The sequence below is a fragment of the Bradyrhizobium sp. JYMT SZCCT0428 genome, from assembly GCF_018131075.1.
GTDB lineage: Bacteria > Pseudomonadota > Alphaproteobacteria > Rhizobiales > Xanthobacteraceae > Bradyrhizobium.
The window spans coordinates 110,311-127,491 of sequence record NZ_JAFCLS010000017.1; the positions used below are offsets into that span (position 1 = coordinate 110,311).

15 protein-coding genes and 1 pseudogene are annotated in these 17,181 nt (G+C 62.0%); 11 read left to right on the plus strand and 5 right to left on the minus strand.

The window, feature by feature from the left end; all coding sequences use genetic code 11:
* Nucleotides 1-84: 84 nt before the first annotated feature.
* From JQ575_RS19230 to JQ575_RS19255, 6 genes are all read left to right on the plus strand, one after another.
* Entirely contained in the window at nucleotides 85-1,578 is a 1,494-nt protein-coding gene (locus tag JQ575_RS19230) for an AMP-binding protein (protein WP_212034781.1), read from the plus strand.
* Nucleotides 1,575-2,234 (plus strand): TetR/AcrR family transcriptional regulator, encoded by a 660-nt coding sequence (locus JQ575_RS19235; RefSeq protein WP_212034782.1) that lies wholly within the window; start codon nucleotides 1,575-1,577, stop codon nucleotides 2,232-2,234. Before JQ575_RS19230 ends, JQ575_RS19235 begins: the two co-directional genes overlap by 4 nt.
* Nucleotides 2,224-2,997, plus strand: a complete 774-nt coding sequence (locus JQ575_RS19240) for an SDR family NAD(P)-dependent oxidoreductase (protein ID WP_212034783.1) — start codon at nucleotides 2,224-2,226, stop codon at nucleotides 2,995-2,997. Before JQ575_RS19235 ends, JQ575_RS19240 begins: the two co-directional genes overlap by 11 nt.
* A gap of 13 nt (nucleotides 2,998-3,010) precedes the next feature.
* Entirely contained in the window at nucleotides 3,011-4,921 is a 1,911-nt protein-coding gene (locus JQ575_RS19245; RefSeq protein WP_212034784.1) for an NAD(P)/FAD-dependent oxidoreductase, read from the plus strand.
* Between the two features lie 602 nt (nucleotides 4,922-5,523).
* Entirely contained in the window at nucleotides 5,524-6,153 is a 630-nt protein-coding gene (locus tag JQ575_RS19250) for a 2-hydroxychromene-2-carboxylate isomerase (protein ID WP_212034785.1), read from the plus strand.
* 75 nt (nucleotides 6,154-6,228) lie between these two features.
* Nucleotides 6,229-6,501 (plus strand): hypothetical protein, encoded by a 273-nt coding sequence (locus tag JQ575_RS19255; RefSeq protein ID WP_192738695.1) that lies wholly within the window; start codon nucleotides 6,229-6,231, stop codon nucleotides 6,499-6,501.
* Nucleotides 6,502-6,633: 132 nt separating this feature from the next.
* On the opposite strand, the gene JQ575_RS19260 is transcribed toward JQ575_RS19255, so the two are convergent.
* On the minus strand, nucleotides 6,634-7,644 hold the full coding sequence (locus JQ575_RS19260; RefSeq protein ID WP_212034786.1) for a glutathione S-transferase N-terminal domain-containing protein: 1,011 nt from the start codon (nucleotides 7,642-7,644) through the stop codon (nucleotides 6,634-6,636).
* A gap of 223 nt (nucleotides 7,645-7,867) precedes the next feature.
* Here JQ575_RS19260 and JQ575_RS19265 point away from each other — a divergent pair, with 223 nt between their 5' ends.
* Nucleotides 7,868-8,662, plus strand: coding sequence for a class II aldolase/adducin family protein (locus JQ575_RS19265; protein ID WP_212034787.1), 795 nt, complete (start codon nucleotides 7,868-7,870; stop codon nucleotides 8,660-8,662).
* Between the two features lie 124 nt (nucleotides 8,663-8,786).
* Nucleotides 8,787-9,728 carry a GAF domain-containing protein gene (locus JQ575_RS19270; RefSeq protein WP_212034788.1) on the plus strand — a complete coding sequence of 314 codons (942 nt, stop codon included), beginning with the start codon at nucleotides 8,787-8,789 and terminating at the stop codon, nucleotides 9,726-9,728.
* A gap of 9 nt (nucleotides 9,729-9,737) precedes the next feature.
* Here the strand turns inward: JQ575_RS19270 and JQ575_RS19275 are convergent, their stop codons facing one another.
* Nucleotides 9,738-10,895: an epoxide hydrolase family protein gene (locus JQ575_RS19275; RefSeq protein ID WP_212034789.1), complete on the minus strand. Its 1,158-nt coding sequence runs from the start codon at nucleotides 10,893-10,895 to the stop codon at nucleotides 9,738-9,740.
* 174 nt (nucleotides 10,896-11,069) lie between these two features.
* Nucleotides 11,070-11,888, minus strand: coding sequence for a dienelactone hydrolase family protein (locus JQ575_RS19280; protein ID WP_212034790.1), 819 nt, complete (start codon nucleotides 11,886-11,888; stop codon nucleotides 11,070-11,072).
* Between the two features lie 135 nt (nucleotides 11,889-12,023).
* Here JQ575_RS19280 and JQ575_RS19285 point away from each other — a divergent pair, with 135 nt between their 5' ends.
* Nucleotides 12,024-12,962, plus strand: a complete 939-nt coding sequence (locus JQ575_RS19285; RefSeq protein WP_212034791.1) for a GlxA family transcriptional regulator — start codon at nucleotides 12,024-12,026, stop codon at nucleotides 12,960-12,962.
* Nucleotide 12,963: 1 nt separating this feature from the next.
* On the opposite strand, the pseudogene JQ575_RS19290 reads toward JQ575_RS19285, so the two are convergent.
* Nucleotides 12,964-14,442 (minus strand): annotated as a pseudogene (locus JQ575_RS19290) (PLP-dependent aminotransferase family protein).
* Between the two features lie 80 nt (nucleotides 14,443-14,522).
* On the opposite strand from JQ575_RS19290, the gene JQ575_RS19295 reads away from it, so the two are divergent.
* Both JQ575_RS19295 and JQ575_RS19300 read left to right on the plus strand, forming a co-directional pair.
* Nucleotides 14,523-15,512: a DMT family transporter gene (locus tag JQ575_RS19295; RefSeq protein ID WP_212034792.1), complete on the plus strand. Its 990-nt coding sequence runs from the start codon at nucleotides 14,523-14,525 to the stop codon at nucleotides 15,510-15,512.
* 402 nt (nucleotides 15,513-15,914) lie between these two features.
* Nucleotides 15,915-16,889, plus strand: a complete 975-nt coding sequence (locus tag JQ575_RS19300) for a tripartite tricarboxylate transporter substrate binding protein (protein WP_212034793.1) — start codon at nucleotides 15,915-15,917, stop codon at nucleotides 16,887-16,889.
* Between the two features lie 15 nt (nucleotides 16,890-16,904).
* Here the strand turns inward: JQ575_RS19300 and JQ575_RS19305 are convergent, their stop codons facing one another.
* On the minus strand, nucleotides 16,905-17,174 hold the full coding sequence (locus JQ575_RS19305) for a hypothetical protein (RefSeq protein WP_212034794.1): 270 nt from the start codon (nucleotides 17,172-17,174) through the stop codon (nucleotides 16,905-16,907).
* Nucleotides 17,175-17,181: the final 7 nt, after the last annotated feature.

Genomic DNA, 17,181 nt, shown 5'->3' on the forward strand with positions numbered 1-17,181 from the left:
GGTGACGTCAAGCCAAATATGAATTACGAGTCATAATTCATCTAACGGGAGATCAGGCCGGAATCCGGCCTTTTGAGCCGAGAAATGATCAACCTTTCGAGCTTCATCGCGTTTCACGCCAGGCGGACCCCGGACCGCTGTGCGCTGAAATACCGCGGCGAGGAGATCTGCTACGCCGACTTCCACCGCCGCATCGGCCATGTGGGCGGCTGGCTCGCCTCGCGCGGCATCGGCGCCGGCGATGTCGTCGCGGTGCTGATGAAGAACAGCACCGCGTTTCTCGAACTGGTATTTGCAGCCAGCCACATCGGCGCGGTGTTTCTGCCGATCAACTATCGGCTGTCGGCCGACGAGGTCGGCTACATCGTTGGCAATTCCGGCGCGCGCATTCTGATCGCGGACGAAGAGCTGGCCGGCATCGCAGCAGGTAACGTTCCCGTGGTGCTACTCGATGAGGTCGCGCAATCCGCCCTCTCGCGGCTCGCGCCTGACATCGTCCCCGCCCCGATACATCCAAGACAACCGCGCGACCTGATCCGGCTGATGTACACGTCGGGCACCACGGACCGGCCCAAGGGCGTGATGCTCACCTATGAGAACATCTTCTGGAAGTCGGCCGACCAGACGCTGGTGCTCGGACTGAACGCGGAGACGCGGTTGCTGGTGGTCGGCCCGCTCTACCATGTCGGCGCGCTCGATCTGCCTGGCATAGCCGTGCTCTGGCACGGCGGCATGCTGTCGATCCACCGCAACTTCGAACCCGAGCAGGCGCTGGCGGCGATCGAAGCCGAGAAACTGAGCGCGGCGTGGTTTGCGCCCGTGATGACCACGGCGATCCTGACCTGCCCGACCCGCGACAGCTTTGACGTCTCCAGCCTGCGATGGGCGATCGGCGGCGGCGAAAAGACACCGGAAGCGCGCATCCGCAGCTTCTCCGAATATTTTGCGAACGCCCGCTACATCGACGCCTATGGCCTGACGGAAACCTGCGGCGGCGACACTTTTATGGAGCCCGGCCGTGAGATCGAAAAGATTGGATCGACCGGCCGCGCCATCGCCCATGTCGAGATCGAAATCCGCGACGACGCCGGCAACCGCCTTGCCGCCGGCGAAAACGGCGAAATCTGCCTGCGCGGGCCGAAGGTCACCCAAGGCTATTGGAACGATCCCGAGAAAACCGCAGCCGCTTTCTTCGGCGATTGGTTCCGCAGCGACGACGTCGGCTACCTCGATGAAGACGGCTTCCTCTATCTCACCGACCGCAAGAAGGACATGATCATTTCAGGCGGCGAGAATATCGCCTCTTCCGAAGTTGAACGCGTGATCTATGAATTGCCGCAGGTGCGCGAATGCGCCGTCATCGGCATGCCGGACGCACGCTGGGGCGAGAAGCCTGTTGCGATCGTGGTGCTGGGAGAAGGCGCCGCGCTGGAGCTGCCTGCTTTGGCCGATCATTGCCGCGCGCGGCTCGCCGGCTTCAAGGTCCCGAAGCAATTGATCATCCGCGAAAGCCTGCCGCGCAATCCGTCGGGCAAGGTGCTCAAGCGCGTGCTGCGCGCCGAACTGGAGGCTTCATGACGCAGGCAACGCGAGCCAATTCCGGCAAGGTCACCAAACTCAACCGCGTCGAGCGCAACGCCTGGACCAAGCGCAAGATATTCGACGCCGCGACCAAGATCGTCGGCAAATACGGCTATGCCGAAGCCTCGGTCGCCCGCATCACCGAGGAAGCCGGCGTCGCGCAGGGCACGTTCTACAATCATTTCGAAAACCGCCAGGAACTGCTGGATCAATTGCTGCCGAAAATCGGCATCGACATGGTGCGCTTCATCCGTGCGCGCACCGGCACGGCACAGACCGCGCAGCAGGAAGTCGAACGCTTCAGCGCCTTTTTCGACTTCATCCGCGAGGTGCCGGAGTTCCTGCGCATCCTCAACGAGGCCGAGTTCTTTGCGCCGATCGGCTACCAGAAGCATTTCGAGAACATCTCGACGGCCTATGTCCGTATCCTGAAGCGCGCGCGCCTTGCCGGCACGGTTGACAGCTATAGCGACGAGGAATTCGAGGCCATCGTCCAAATACTGATGGGTGCCCGCGGCTATCTGAGCCGGCGGTATTCGTACTCGAACGGTGCAGTCACGGCCGTGCCCGACCATGTCATCTCCGCCTACCATAAGCTGATGACGCGCGGGCTTTTCAATTCAGCCGGCAAAGGCAACGACAATGAGCGCTGAGGGTATCGTTCTCGTCACCGGCGGCAGCCGCGGCATTGGTGCTGCAACCGCCACGCTTCTGGCCGAACAGGGCCAGCGTGTTGTGATCGTCGACATCGTCCCGGAACCACTGGCCGGCACCAGGACGATCCTGTGGCCTGCCCCATTCGATGTCGCCAGCGAGAGCGCCGTCGTCAGCGGCATCGCCGATATCGAGACAGCCCACGGGCCGATCAGCGGCCTCGTCAATGCCGCCGGCGTGTTCGGAAAGATGCATCCGATCGAGCGGGTGCGGATGGATCAGTGGGACCGCGAGGTCAATATCGACCTGCGCGGGACATTCTTGGTCGCCCGCAGCGTCGGCGTCAAAATGGCCGAGCGCCGGCATGGCGCCATCGTCAACGTCGCCTCGGTCGCCGGCATGACCTCAGGTCCGATCCACGCCTATACGGCCGCGAAAGCCGGCGTCATCCAGATCACACAAACGCTTGCCGCCGAATGGGGGCGTACCGGCGTGCGCGTCAATGCGGTCTCTCCCGGCTTCACCCGCACCGCGGCGCTCGAAGCCGGCATCGCCTCCGGCGCGCTCAACAAGCGCCTGCTCGAAAGCCCGACGGCAATGAACCGGCTGGTCGAGCCGATCGAGGTCGCGCAGGCGATTGCGTGGTTGCTGTCACCGATGAGCAGCGGTGTCACCGGCATCAACCTGCCGGTCGACGCCGGATATATCGCCGGCACCACCTGGGCCGCCTATGGCGGCCTGCGCGAAGCGCCTGGCACGTAACAAGGATACGAGCATGAACATCGAAATGCCCCGCAAGAAGCTCGATCTCGCATCGGCCATCGCCGAAGGCGATATCCGCGTGCTGCTGATGGTGCTGGTCCACATGACCGGCGACGAACGCTGGCTGGAGCCGCCCTACAAGCCGAGGCGCGACGTTCGCCTGATCCCCGATCCCGAGGCCGGCTTGCCCCCCGAAGTGCAGGACGAAATCCGCGCGGCCGTCGTGAAGCTGTTCGCCAATGGCGAGCCCAAGCCCGTGATATCGGACCCCGGCGACGAATTGATGCTGAAGATGATGCGCGCGACGCTCGGCGAAAACGTCACGCCGGAATATGCGCCGCTGATGCGCGAGGAAATGGGCTTTATCCCCCGCGAGGCGCGCTGGACCAAACATCCGGCCGACGACAAACTGGCGCAGCAGCATGTGCTGATTGTCGGCGCCGGCGTCTGCGCGATCGCGCTTGGCGTCGCGCTGGGCCGCCTCGGCATTCCCTACACCATCGTCGAGAAGAACGCGGAACTCGGCGGCACCTGGTATGTCAATCGTTACCCCGGTTGCGGCGTCGATACGCCGAACCACTCTTACTCCTTCTCGTTCGGCGCCCGTAATCCATGGACGCGCTACTTCGCCCAGCGCCAGGAACTGCTCGACTATCTCAAGAAGGTCGCGCTCGAATACGACATTCGAAAGCACCTCCGCCTCAACACCGAACTGACGTCTGCGCGCTGGGACGAGAGCAAGCGGCGCTGGATTTCGATACTGAAAACGGCGGATGGCGAAGAGACCTTTGAGTCGACCACGCTCGTGAGCGCGATCGGCCAGCTCAACGACCCCTCGCCCGCGCATTTCAAGGGCGAAGAAAATTTCAAGGGCCAGACTCTCCATTCCGCATTGTGGTCTGATGACATCAAGCTCGACGGCAAGCATGTCGCCGTCATCGGCACCGGCGCTACCGCAATGCAGCTGGTGCCGTCGATCGCGGGCCAGGTGGCATCGCTGACCGTCTATCAACGGACCGCGCAATGGGCGCGACCGGTCGCGGGCTATTCCGACCCGATCAGCGACGGTGCGCAATGGCTGCTCGCCCACCTGCCCTTCTATGTGCAGTGGTACCGCTTCAACATGTTCTGGCGCTACGGCGACGGCCTGCTGCCGTTCCTGCGCAAGGATCCGAACTGGCCGCATCCCGAGCGCGCGGTAAACAAGGGCAACGACCGCCATCGCGAGGAGTTGACGGATTTTATCCTGTCCGAACTCAAGGACCGTCCCGACCTGATCGAGAAATGCGTGCCGACCTATCCGCCCTACGGCAAGCGCATCCTGCTCGACAACAACTGGTTCAAGACGCTGACAAAACCGAATGTCGAACTGGTCACCGACGGCATCAACCATTTCACAAGAGACGGCATTGTCGCGTCGGACGGCAAATCGCGGCCGGCCGACATCATCGTGATCTCGACCGGCTTCAAGGTCACCGAGATGGCAGCGCGCCTCAACATCACGGGCCGTGACGGCAAGGACCTCAGGCAGGCCTGGGCCAACGATAACCCGACCGCCTATCTCGGGCTCACCGTGCCTGACTTTCCGAACTTCTTTGTCATGCTCGGCCCGAACTCCGGGCCCGCGCATGGCGGCAGCGTGATCTTTCAGTCGGAGTGCCAGAGCCGCTACATCAGCGCCTGCCTGGTCGAGATGATCGAACGCGACATCGCTGCGATCGATGTTCGTCCGGACGCGCACGATCAGTACATCGAAAAAGTCGACGCCGAGCATGAGCAGTTGATCTGGTCTCATCCGGGCATGACGACTTACTACCGCAACAGCCAGGGCCGGGTGTTCTCGGCGATGCCATGGCGGTTCGTCGATTACTGGACGATGACTCACGATCCTGATTTCACCCGGTATCGCCAGACCAAAGCATGAGTTCATCGCTTTAAAATGACGCTAAAGAGCGGAACCCTCTTCCATCCGGCGGGCGTATGCACGGGAACCCAAGTGCGATTTTTCTCAGCATAAACTTGACACCTGACAATATCTGCCGCAGCATTTGTGACGCTGCACCTGTCGGCGTAGCGGAGCCTTCGGCTCCCTCCTTCGCGGGAATAGCGACCGATCATGTGATCGACCTGCAAGCAGCGGATGCGGACGCAAGTCCGTCGGGCCCACTCTTGGAGAGGAGCATGACGCCACCGGCTAAGCCAGTGACCTTGCTCAACCGCAAGGTCTCGACGCAAATTGGGTGAACAGCAGCTGCTAGCCCCGTTGCGCCGCCTAAAAATTCAAACATATGCGCAAGATCGGAGCGCAAAGGCCAAGCGCTTTTCGATTTTGAAGATGCACTGGTGTCTACCAGATAATCCTTCGCCTATAACGAAGATGTAGGGCCCCGCGCTGCTTGAATGCACCGGGGCCCATTCGTTTGGCTCAATCCATTCGTTTAGCTCTTCCAACGATCAACGCGGCATCCGCCGATTGCCTCCACCGTTCGGATCGGAAACAATTGCCCATCGGGACAGGGAATGGCGATGACAAGGCCACGCGTGCGCATCTACACCGACTACAAGAGCCCCTACGCGTTCGTCGCGAACAAGCGGCTGTTCGAACTCGAGGACGAATACGGCGTCGAGCTGGAATGGCTGCCCTATACGCTACGCGTCGCCGAGTTCATGGGCACCGTGGAAGAGCGTACACCGCATTTCTGGCGCAAGGTGCGTTACGCCTATATGGACGCGCGGCGCTATGCCAACGCGCAGGGCCTCACCATGAAGGGCCCGCGGCGCATCTATGATGCCTTCTATGCCAGCGCCGGCATGCTGTTCGCGCAGCGTCATGGCGTGTTTCGTTCCTACCACGACACGGTGTTCCGGCGCTTCTGGAGCCATGATCTCGAGATCGACGAACTGTCGGATATTGCCGGCGTGATTGCATCGATTGGCGGTTCGGCCGAGGAATTCAAAACCTATGTCCACGGTCCGGCTCGGGCCGAACATGACCGCATCATCGACGAGGCAGAGGATCTCGGCGTGTTCGGCGTGCCGACCATGATCTTCAACGGCGAACTGTTCTGGGGCGGCGACCGCATCGACCTGTTGATCCAGCGCATCAAGGACCCTGACTCGATCGCGGCCGCGCTGGGCAGCCGGCACCGGAAGTGACCCACCGCCTGTGTTTTCAATCTGTTTACCAGGTTTGGCTAACCTGTCTGGTGGTTGAAACGCCGGAACCGGGGCATGTTCAGAGAAAGCCTCCCGATTGCCTATGACGCGCCTGCCGACCTGAAAAAGTGGCCCTCGCTCAGGAATGAGCGGGTCACCAGCAAGACGCCGTATCTCGTTTACAACGGAACATTGGCGGACTGCATCCGGCAATTGATGGCGAAGCCCATCAAGCAGATCTCGCTCTACGACATCGTCACCGAACGCCAGCCGGCATTCGACGGCAATGTCCTGTCGCCCGGCGATGCCGCCGAGATCGCGATGCGCAAGGATTTTCCCAAGGACTAGGCTCGAGGTTCCGTCATCCTGAGGCGCGAGCGCAGCGAGCCTCGAAGGATGAATCGGCCACAGACGGGCCGTCGTCCTTCGAGGCGCGCAAGTGCGCGCACCTCAGGATGACGGGAGAAACGTTGTCACTTGTTAGCCAGCCATCAAATGCGGCCAGCATCCTGTGCGCTCCAGCACCGGTCGCAGCGCGGCACGATCGTCCGCATCCAAGGCTGCGAATTTGTCGCGAAGCTGTTGCAGGCACTTCACCTGATATTTGAACGGCGTCAGCGCGTAAGGCAGGCCCCAGACATTGATTTCCAGCCGATCGAGACCTTTGGCAGAGGCTTCCGCGTTGGCCACTAGGAATGGCAGATAGAGTTCGCCTGCAACTCTCAACAGCGCCTCGGCCATACCGCTGAGTGCCTGCTCGCGCGGATACCAATCACCCTCGACGCCCGAAGCATCATCCAGCCGCCGTACCCAATGATCGGTAAAGGGCGCCTTCTCGCGCATGATCCGCATCGGCGTCGGATCGGTCGCCATTTCGCTGAGCTGGCCAAACCAGGCGAAATCGGCAAGCGAAGGCCGGCTGCCGAACAGATAGTTGGTCATGCCGACATGCGGCTCAAAGGCCGCCAGCATCCGCAAATAGCTCTCCTCGAGCAGCGGCTTGTTCTCGGCGGTCGCACCGAGAATGACCATGCGGGAAATCTGCCGCTGTCGGAATTGCTCGATCTCCTCAGGGCTGCCGGTCGCAGCCTCCGATACCGACCACTCCTCGCCGGCCCAGCGCGAGACATACGCCTGATCCTCCGGATCCCACCATCGATACAGAAACAACGGCTTGACCGCCCATTCGTCGGCGAGATCTTCCAGCAAGTCGGACACGAATGCGACCGCCTTGTCGTTGGGGATGACGGACCGTACCTGATGACGCCGCTCCAGGTCGTACGCCAATGTCGTGGTCTCACCACGAAACGTGCCGTCAGGATACTGCAGCACCGGGATCAGGTTAGGCCGCAGATGCTCGGTCGCCTTGCGCAGCGCCCTGGTCATGATGACCCAGTCAAAGGGAATTCGGCGATAGCGCATCAGTGCGCGCAGCTTGATGGCGTAAGGCGACGCGGTCGATCCAATCAGCCGATAGCGGCCTTCAGTCATGGTACTCCCTCGATCGTCCCAAATCTGAAACGCCGGCCGCGCTTGCCCTGATACTGGCATCGAAGCGGATTTGCGCCAACCCGGTGCATTCGGATTTCGCCCGTCAGCCCTGCAATAAACCGGCATGGCTTGCCTTGCGGCGCAGCGAATTCTGCAGCTATCCTCCGTGCCAAATGATCGGGCCCTGCCCGACCCCATAAATTCTGCTTAGCGGAGAAACGCCATGAATCCCCCCGTCAGCTCGCCCGCCATCAAGGTCGTGAAATCGGTCCGCGAACAGGTAAGCGCGGAAGAATGGCAGGCGCGGGTCGATCTGGCGGCCTGCTACCGCCTCACGGCGCTGTACGGCATGACCGAGATGATCGCCAATCATATCTCCTGCCGGGTACCCGGAACGACAGATCAGTTCCTGATCAATCCTTACGGGATGCTCTACGAAGAGATCGATGCGTCGTGCCTGATCAAGGTCGACGTTGACGGCAACACGCTGCTCAACGCGACCGAATACAATGTCAATCTCGCCGGCTTCGTCATTCACAGCGCCATTCACATGGCCAAGCACGACATGGATTGCGTGGCGCATACACACACGCCGGCCGGCATGGCGGTCTCGGCGATGGAATGCGGGCTGCTTCCGCTGGCGCAGACCTCGATGCGGTTCCTGCATGTCGCTTACCACGATTTTGAAGGCATCGCCGACGACGTCGACGAGCGTGCCCGCCTGGTCAGGGACCTTGGCGACCACGAAGCCATGATCCTGCGAAACCACGGGCTGCTCGTCGTCGGCAGAACTGTGCCATCGGCGTTCAACGTGCTGTGGCGCCTGGAACGTGCCTGCCAGGTGCAGATCATGGCATTGTCCTGCAACACCAAATTGATTTATCCGTCGCAAAGCATTCTCGAAGCGACCTACGACAAGATGCGGCCGCGGGTTGACCGGCCGGCCCGAAATGGCGACCTCGCCTGGCCCGCTTATCTGCGTAAACTCGATCGCATCGATCCGTCCTACCGGAATTGAGGTTCCGTCCTGCCCGTTGACGCACTTCGCACGAAGTTTGGGCGGCGCTTGCCTGTAATTTGATCGCACATATCATCGCTAAATCGCGGATGCTGGTCGCCGATGAGGCGATAGGTGCGTCCCGATGAAGACGTTCATTCGAGTGGTTGAACTGTGGGTGCCCGACCGGACCCGCACGCGTCTGGAGTTCGGCGGCAGTCTTTGCAGCGAGGAGTATTCGGAGTTCAAGGCCGTCAGCGAAAATGCGCTGTTTGCCTTTGATGAAGGGTTGCCCGGCAAAGCCTGGGCCTCCGGCCATCCGGTCATTCTCACCAAATTTGCCAACTCCTACTTCAAGCGCACCGACGAGGCGATCGAAGCCGGACTGACCTGTGGCGTGGCGCTGCCGGTGTTCGCCGGTGAATTCCTGATGGCCGTCATGGTGCTGTTCTGCGGCGACGACGAGAAGCACGTCGGCGCCATCGAACTCTGGCACAATGATGCCGACGTCAGCCACGAAATGGGGCTTGTCGACGGCTATTACGGCACCGCCGACATGTTCGAGTTCAATTCACGGCACACCAAGTTTCCACGGGGCTTTGGCCTGCCCGGACGGACCTGGAAAGCCGGCATGCCGCTGATTATCAAGGACCTGCACAATTCCAAGCGCTTCCTGCGTTGGGAAGAAGCCTCCGAAATCGGCATCAATTGCGGTGTCGGCATTCCCTACACCACGTCACCTGAAAAAACCTGGGTGATGACGTTCCTGTCCGCGCAGGCCACCCCGATCGCCAAGCGTTTTGAAATCTGGGTACCGAATTCATCGCGATCGGCACTGGTCTTTCATTCCGGCGATTGCAGCAAGAATATCGAGCTTGAATCGATTTACGCGTCAAAGAGCATCGGCAAAGGCGAAGGCAGCATCGGTGGCGCCTGGGCGACGGGCATGCCGGCGATCAACGAGCATCTGAAGGTCGATGAGTCAGTTGCGGCGCAGGCGGCGCGCGCGGCGGGGATGAATCAGATCGTCGTACTGCCGGTGATCGAGAATGCCCAGCTCAAGGCCGTCCTCGCCTGGTATCTCTGAACGATCAGATCAACGCGCCACAGGCTGACGCAAGGTCCTGAAGAAGTCTCGCACCTCCCCGACAAACAGCTCCGGCTGCTCGAAGGCTGCGAAGTGACCGCCCTTCGGCAGTTCGCGCCAGTGCCGGATATCGGTGTAGCTTCCGTCCATCCACCGCCGTACCGGCGTGACGATCTCCTTGGGAAACACGGCAACCCCGCACGGGATCGTGACCTTGTGGGGCGTCCGGCGTTTCGGCCCAAAACTCTCCCAATAGAGACGCGCCGATGAGGCCGCGGTCGCCGTCACCCAATACAGCATGACATTGTCGAGCAATTCGTCGCGGCCGAGAATGTTCTCGGGGTGCCCGTCGCAATCGGTCCAGGCCCAGAATTTCTCGAGAATCCACGCCGCCTGGCCGCTCGGCGAATCCGTCAACCCATAGCCCAGGGTTTGCGGCCGGGTCGATTGCTGCTTGGAATAGCCGGAATCCCAGTCGGCATAGTATTTGATGCCCTGCAGCGCCCGCGCCTCCTCCGGCGTCGGCTGTCCGTCCACGTTGGGAGGCGCCGACATCGCCAGCGTGATGTGAATTCCGGCACAATGTTCGCCGTCCTGCGCGCCCAGCGCGGTCGTCACCGCCGAGCCCCAGTCACCGCCTTGCGCGCCATAACGCGCATAGCCAAGACGGTCCATCAGCACCGCCCAGGCGGAGGCAATGCGATCCACGCCCCAACCTGTCGTGGCGGGTTTGGCCGAAAAGCCGAAGCCGGGCAGCGACGGACAAACGACGTGAAACGCGTCGGCGGCGTTGCCGCCGTATGCGGTCGGGTTGGTGAGCGGCTCGATCACATTGTGAAACTCGACCACGGAGCCCGGCCAGCCATGGGTGATGATCAGCGGCATCGCCTGCGGATGCGGCGAGCGGACATGCAGGAAGTGAATATCGAGGCCGTCGATTTCGGTCGTAAACTGCGTAAAGCGATTGAGGCGTGCCTCGCGGGCGCGCCAGTCATATTCGTCGGCCCAGTACCGGCAGATATCCTTGATCCATTTCAACGGCGCGCCCTGGCTCCAGTCGTCGACCAGTTCGGCCTCCGGCCAGCGCGTGTTCCGCAACCGCGACTTCAGATCGTCCAGCACATCGTCGCCGACCGAGATGCGATAGGGTTTGATTTCAGCGCTCATGGAGAATTCTCACAATGCCTGATGGCGAGCTGCAATTGCACCCTGCCGACTTTAAATGCGTGACATTACGCAGACGCGTCAGGTTGATGCAAATTGACGGGCTGGTCGAGACTTTCCGGAGCGCTGTCGATTGCTCCTCCCTTGATCTCGTGGCAGTTGTGCGACGCTGGCGCGTCAGGGCGCCAGACGTTGCTTGAAAAACCCCAAAATCTCGTCGCGGGCAGCGATGGTCGGCTGACCGGCTTCGTCGATCAGGTGGGCGGTCACGACACTGTGCGGCGTCGTGACGTAGCGCTCGAAGAACTCGGGAACATCGGTGCTCGCCGCGTTGTCGGAAAGCACCCGCCCGATGAAACGGTCGCCGAGCGCCTCCTGATAGGCCGCAAAGCGCTGCGCCATGCAGAATTTGTCCCCCTCGAAGCGATAGGCCAGCACGGTCAGATCTTCCCGGTCGAGCCGTTCGCGGACGGCCTTGACTTCGTCCGGCGCGATTTCGATGCCGGCCGGATCGTTCAGCGGCAGTGACGGCTGGGAAAGGACCGGCGCCAGCATCGACGGCTCCAGCATCATCGTCAGCGCAAAATTTCCGGTAAAACACATCCCGATGGCGCCGACGCCGGGACCGCCGCACTCCCCGTGCGCGAATCTCGCCAGCGACCGCAGCCACTGCGTCACCGGGCTTGATTGATTGGCGGCCAACGCACGGAACTCGGCGCTCACGCAGGCGCGTTGAAACACGGCGGTGCCCTCTTCCACGTTGGGAACAGCGCCATCGCGGCCGAACAGCGAAGGCATGTAGACCGTGAACCCGGCGTCGCGCACCCAGCGGGCAAAACGCGCGACGTAAGGGCTGATGCCGGGCATCTCGGTCATCACGATGACCGCCGGCCCCCGGCCTGCGACATGCACCGCCTTGGTGATGCCTTCGAGCGTAATCTCGCGGCGCTCGAAATCCTCGAGCGGGTCGTCGTGCTTCATGGATCGCTTTGGCATCTGGCGTCACTCCCTGCGCGCGCAACGATCGGCGCCGCCGGATTTGACGACGCGCGTCCGCCTTCATGCCGATCATTGCGATTCCGCGCCGGATTGCCTAGTGTCAAAAATGACATTGATCGGGGATTTTTGGACATGACCAGGGTGACGGTCGTTGAAATCGAGGGCTGCCTGGCTTCCGGCGCCGCCATCACCCATGACGTGATGGCGACGGCCAACCAGATCAGCAAGACGGCCAAACGCGCTTTGGCGTTCGATGTCACGACGGTGCGTCTGGGCCGGCGCCGAAAACAGGAAAGGCTGCGTGGCGCCGACCTCGTCATTGTCCCGGGTCTTGGCCTCGGAGTTGCGTCAGCAGACGAACTCGACGCGAAACTGAAGAGCCCGGCCTGCCGGCGTGCTTGCGACATGCTGATTCAATCGTTCGAAGCCGGCGCCGCGCTCGCCGCGGCGTGCGCAAGTACTTTCCTGCTCGCGGAAACCGGATTGCTGGACGGCCGGCGGGCGACCACGACATGGTGGCTTGGCCCGCTGTTCCGCGAGCGCTATCCGACGGTCGAACTGACCAGCGACCGGATTGTCGTCGCCGATTGGCCAATTGCGACCGGCGGCGCGGCGATGGCGCAGATGGATTTGATGCTTGCCATTGTCGGCAAGTTCGCCGGACCGAAGCTGGCCAGCGCCTGCGCCAACTATCTGCTGCTGGATGAACGGCGCTCCCAGGTGCCGTTCATGGCGATCAATTATCTGGCGAGCCAGGACCCGAAAATCGCCAGGGCGGAAAAATGGGTGCGGGAAAACATCGCGCGCGATTTTGCGATCGAAGAACTCGCCGAGGCCGTCGCGCTCGCGCCGCGCACATTTGCCCGGCGCATCGCCGCGACCTGCGGCGTCTCGCCTATTCAGTTCGTTCAACGCATCCGGCTTGAGACCGCAAGATACCTGCTTGAGACCACGCGCCTGCCGGTCGATCAAATTTCCCGGCAGGTGGGCTATGCGGAGCCGTCCACCCTTCGCCGCCTGATCCGGCGCGATACCAAACATTCACCCGGGCATTTCCGGCCTGCGGCCTGAATCATCGCCCGCGGAGATTCCTTGCGATCGTCTTGCCGATAAGTTCAGCACCGGCATCGATTTCGCTTTCATTCCAGGCGGCGAATCCAAGAAACAGCCCGTGCTCGGCGGTCTTTCCGGTAAAGTGACGGGAAAGCGGCCGCGCCGTGACTCCAATCCTCGCCAGATCGGCCACGAGACGGCAGTCATCCGATCCCGGTTCCAGCCGGGCGAGAAGTTGCATGCCGCCGGCCGGCGGCGTGATCGCGAGCCTGTCTCCGGCCGCTGAAGTCAGCGCATGCGTCAGGTGGTCACGGCGGCCGCGATAGATGCGGGTCATCCGGCGAATATGGGCGGCGAAATCGCCGTCGCCGATAAACTCCGCCAGCGCGAGCTGCATCGCCCCCATCACCATCTGGCCGGTATGCCGCTGCATCCTCTCGAATGTCGCAACGAGGCCGTCGGGCACGATCGCGTAGCCCACGCGGATATCCGGCAACATCGGTTTCGAGAAGGTCCCGACATAGAAGACGTTGCCGGCCGTATCGATGCCCTGCAACGCGACCACCGGCCGGCCGTCGAAATGAAACTCGCTGTCATAGTCGTCCTCGATAACAGCCGCGCCCGCCTCCGCGGCGAATGCCAGCAGTTCCTGCCGCCGCTTGATCGGCATCAGCCTGCCCGTCGGGTATTAATGCGAGGGTGTGCAGAAAATCAGCCGCGGACGATCAGTCCGTCCCGCCAGGCGCAACCCGCTCCGATCCAGCGTCATTCCCTTGACCCGCGCACCGGTCGCCTCGAGCGCCACGCGCGCGCCGCCATATCCCGGGCTTTCGATCCACGCCAGATCGCCCTCATTGAGCAGGACCCGCGCGATCAATTCGATGGCCGCCTGGGCCGACGACGTAATGACCAGCCTGCGCGCGTCGGCCTTGACGCCGCGATGCTCCACGAGATGACTGAGCAACGCCGCGCGAAGAGCGGGATGGTTGGCCCTGATTCCCGCCGCGTGCCTGCTGCGGGCCGCACGGCGCAGACAGCGCGCCCACACCTCGTGTGGAAACTCGCGGGCATCGGCGAGCCCCGGAGCAAATGGCCGCGGACTCCCTCCTTCGTTCGTGAAGTGCCAGTCCGACCGGCTGACCTGCCTCGCCCAACGGGATACCCGCATGAAGCCGGAGCGCTCATGATCCGGAGATTGATCAGCGGAGACCAGCTGCATTTTCTCGACCGCCGCGACCACCGGCCGGCGTCCGCGTGCGACGACGATGTAACCTTCCACCGCCAGCTGATCGATGACAGTTGAGACCGTGTTTCGCGAGACGCCGAAATCTTCCGCCAGCACCCGGCTGGACGGCAGCCGGTATCCGCGCGGCAAGGCGCCCGACAGGATTGCGGTGCGCAGGCGATCGTAGATCTGGCGTGTCAGGCTCCCGCCATCCTGCGGGACGAACTTCAGATCGATCGTTCCGGAGAGCAGGCTGGACAAAACTGGATCCATGATTTTCTCGAAAATGGACCTATCAATCGTGCCAGTCAAGGTTATGGTTTGTGCAGCCCAGTCCGCCAACAGGGATCATCATGCAGACCCATCTGTCGCGCCGCGGCGCATTCCTGCTGTTCGCGGTGATCGTGATCGCCTGGGGCCTGAACTGGACGATTACCAAGATCCTCGTGCAGAGCGCTTCGCCGCTGTGGATCACGGCGATTCGCTCCGCCATCGCCACGGTGGCCCTCGCCATGCTTCTGTTCGCGCGGGGCGAGATGATCGTGCCACGTCGCGGCGATCTGCCTGTGATCTTCGTCAATTCGATATTTCACATGGTGGCATTTTCAGCGCTGGTCGCATTCGGGCTGCAATTCGCCGCGGTCGGCCGTTCAATCGTCCTTGGCTACACGACCCCGCTTTGGGTGATGCCTGCCGCCTGGCTGTTCCTCGGCGAGAGAATGACGCCATCGCGTTCACTGGGAATGGCCGTCGGCCTCGCCGGCCTCGCCCTCATGTTCAATCCATTCGCCTACAATTGGGCCGACGCCAACACGCTGGCCGGCAGCGGCTGCATCCTGCTGGCTGCCCTGTGCTGGGCGGTCAGCATCGTCTACGTGCGCGCGCACCGCTGGATTTCCACGCCCTTCCAGCTCGGGTTCTGGCAAACGCTGCTCGCAACGCTGGTGGTCTCCGTGCTGGCGTTTCTAAAGGACGGTATTCCGCATCTGGAATGGAATGCGCAGCTGGCTGGGCTGTTTCTCTTCAGCGGGATCATCGGAACGGCATTGGCCTATTGGGCGATGGCGACAGTCAATCGCAGCCTGCCCGCCGCCGTCACATCGCTCGGGCTGCTCGCGACACCCGTCGTCGGGGTCGCAAGTTCAGCGATCATTCTTGGCGAAGTGGTCACAGCCGACCTGGTGGTCGCGATGCTCCTGATCCTGGGAGGCATCGCAATCGGAACAATTCCCCGCAGGGGAGCGGTGCCCGCGCGATCGGGGTGGATTAATCGTAAAGTCGCAAGTCCCGCAGTTCGGGCGGTAAAACCGGACGAGCACACTCGGCCGATGCGAGGACATTGACAGGCCGCCGCGCTCTGGCCGGGTAATTGTAAGCAACCGAGCTCACCGCATTCCGGGGAAAGCGCTCGGCCGCAGCCGCGATGGTCAGCAATGCCAGGATCACGGCGATAAGGCCCAAGACCGGATTGAGCCACATCAGAACGTCATTCAGCCGAACGAGCCAATACGGAGCCATGTTCATCAGCCAGTTGCATTGTGAATCGAGGTTGTATCGTCGTCCCGCGCCATCGCGAATACAATCTGGAATGTCCGAACCGTGCCTTCGGCTAGTTCGAAGGCTGCTGGCAATAGGGTGCGGGACAACGCATGGTTGACATTCATCCTGATCCTGCAATTCTCCTCCATCAGCGACCAATAAGATCTTGCGAAAGCAAGACTGATGCAGGGATGAGGAAACGCAGCATGGGGCCATTTCGTCGTCGCGCTATTCTTGTCGCCTTCAGCGCCTTCCTGTTCGGTGGCACCGCCACGGCACAGGATTATCCATCCCGCCCCGTCAAGATCGTCGTGCCGTTTCCGGCCGGCGGCTCCAACGACATCATCGCCCGCATCGTGGCGCAAAAACTTGGCGAGCGGACCGGCCAGACATTCCTGATCGAAAATCGCGCCGGTGCCGGCGGAAATATCGGCGCGGATGCGGTCGCGACTTCGGAGCCGGACGGTCACACGCTGCTGCTTACGGCGCCGCCACCGCTCACCATCAACGCGGCGCTTTACAAGACTCTGCCTTACGATCCGGCAAAGGCGTTCGCTCCGGTGGCGCTGGTCGCCTCGGTGCCGATCGTGCTTATGGTTCATCCGTCGGTCGAAGCCAGGAACGTCGGCGAACTCGTAGCGCTCGCCAAGGCAAAGCCGGGTACCATCAACTTCGGATCGTCGGGCAACGGCTCCACCAATCATCTTGCGGGTGAATTGCTGAAGAGCATGACCGGCATCAGTATCGTTCACCTCTCCTATCGCGGCGCAGCACCCGCCATGAACGATCTCATCGCGGGGCACATCCCAATGATGTTCGACAACATCCCCGCGGTGCTGCCGCAGGTTCAGGCCAAGACCATCAAGGCGATTGCCGTGGCCGGTGCCAAACGCGCGAGCGCCCTTCCCGATGTGCCCACGGTCGCAGAATCCGGCGTGCCCGGTTTCGAAGCCTCCGCCTGGTTCGGGCTGGTGGCGCCGGCGAAAACGCCCGCGCCGGTGCTTGCAAAACTGGAAAGCGAGGTCGACGCGATCCTGACGATGCCCGACGTGCAGAAGCGCTTCACCGAACTCGGCGCCGAGCCCGGCGCTGTCTCAGGAGCAGCTTTCGGACAATTCCTCGCGGAGGAAACCGCGAAATGGACGAAGATCATCCAGTCATCAGGCGCAACGGTGAACTAGGGCCCGGACCCTCGCTCATGGAACTACGCCGAGCGCCTTCAGTTCGGCATTGGCGGCCTCCCACTCGTGGAAACTGCGCGGGCAATCGCTTGCCGCCAGGCGGAAAAGGCGCGTTGCTTCATCTTTCAACCCCTTCGTCAGTGAGAGCTCCCCACCGTAAAAATTCGCCTCACAGACCTGACCCCTCTTCCTGCTGGCGTCACGATGGTCTACGGCAGCAAGTGCAGCAGCGGGCGTTATCTCGCCCATGAACAATCTGATGACAGGTGCCGGCCAGACGTTCATGTCGATC

Bases quoted from the DNA above. Each gene is read 5' to 3' on its own strand.
- JQ575_RS19235 (WP_212034782.1), top strand. From the start codon at position 1,575: ATGACGCAGGCAACGCGAGCCAATTCCGGCAAGGTCACCAAACTCAAC.
- JQ575_RS19250 (WP_212034785.1), top strand. From the start codon at position 5,524: ATGACAAGGCCACGCGTGCGCATCTACACCGACTACAAGAGCCCCTAC.
- JQ575_RS19270 (WP_212034788.1), top strand. From the start codon at position 8,787: ATGAAGACGTTCATTCGAGTGGTTGAACTGTGGGTGCCCGACCGGACC.
- JQ575_RS19240 (WP_212034783.1), top strand. From the start codon at position 2,224: ATGAGCGCTGAGGGTATCGTTCTCGTCACCGGCGGCAGCCGCGGCATT.
- JQ575_RS19305 (WP_212034794.1), bottom strand. From the start codon at position 17,174: ATGAACGTCTGGCCGGCACCTGTCATCAGATTGTTCATGGGCGAGATA.
- JQ575_RS19285 (WP_212034791.1), top strand. From the start codon at position 12,024: ATGACCAGGGTGACGGTCGTTGAAATCGAGGGCTGCCTGGCTTCCGGC.
- JQ575_RS19300 (WP_212034793.1), top strand. From the start codon at position 15,915: ATGGGGCCATTTCGTCGTCGCGCTATTCTTGTCGCCTTCAGCGCCTTC.
- JQ575_RS19280 (WP_212034790.1), bottom strand. From the start codon at position 11,888: ATGCCAAAGCGATCCATGAAGCACGACGACCCGCTCGAGGATTTCGAG.
- JQ575_RS19245 (WP_212034784.1), top strand. From the start codon at position 3,011: ATGAACATCGAAATGCCCCGCAAGAAGCTCGATCTCGCATCGGCCATC.
- JQ575_RS19255 (WP_192738695.1), top strand. From the start codon at position 6,229: ATGTTCAGAGAAAGCCTCCCGATTGCCTATGACGCGCCTGCCGACCTG.
- JQ575_RS19230 (WP_212034781.1), top strand. From the start codon at position 85: ATGATCAACCTTTCGAGCTTCATCGCGTTTCACGCCAGGCGGACCCCG.
- JQ575_RS19275 (WP_212034789.1), bottom strand. From the start codon at position 10,895: ATGAGCGCTGAAATCAAACCCTATCGCATCTCGGTCGGCGACGATGTG.
- JQ575_RS19260 (WP_212034786.1), bottom strand. From the start codon at position 7,644: ATGACTGAAGGCCGCTATCGGCTGATTGGATCGACCGCGTCGCCTTAC.
- JQ575_RS19265 (WP_212034787.1), top strand. From the start codon at position 7,868: ATGAATCCCCCCGTCAGCTCGCCCGCCATCAAGGTCGTGAAATCGGTC.
- JQ575_RS19295 (WP_212034792.1), top strand. From the start codon at position 14,523: ATGCAGACCCATCTGTCGCGCCGCGGCGCATTCCTGCTGTTCGCGGTG.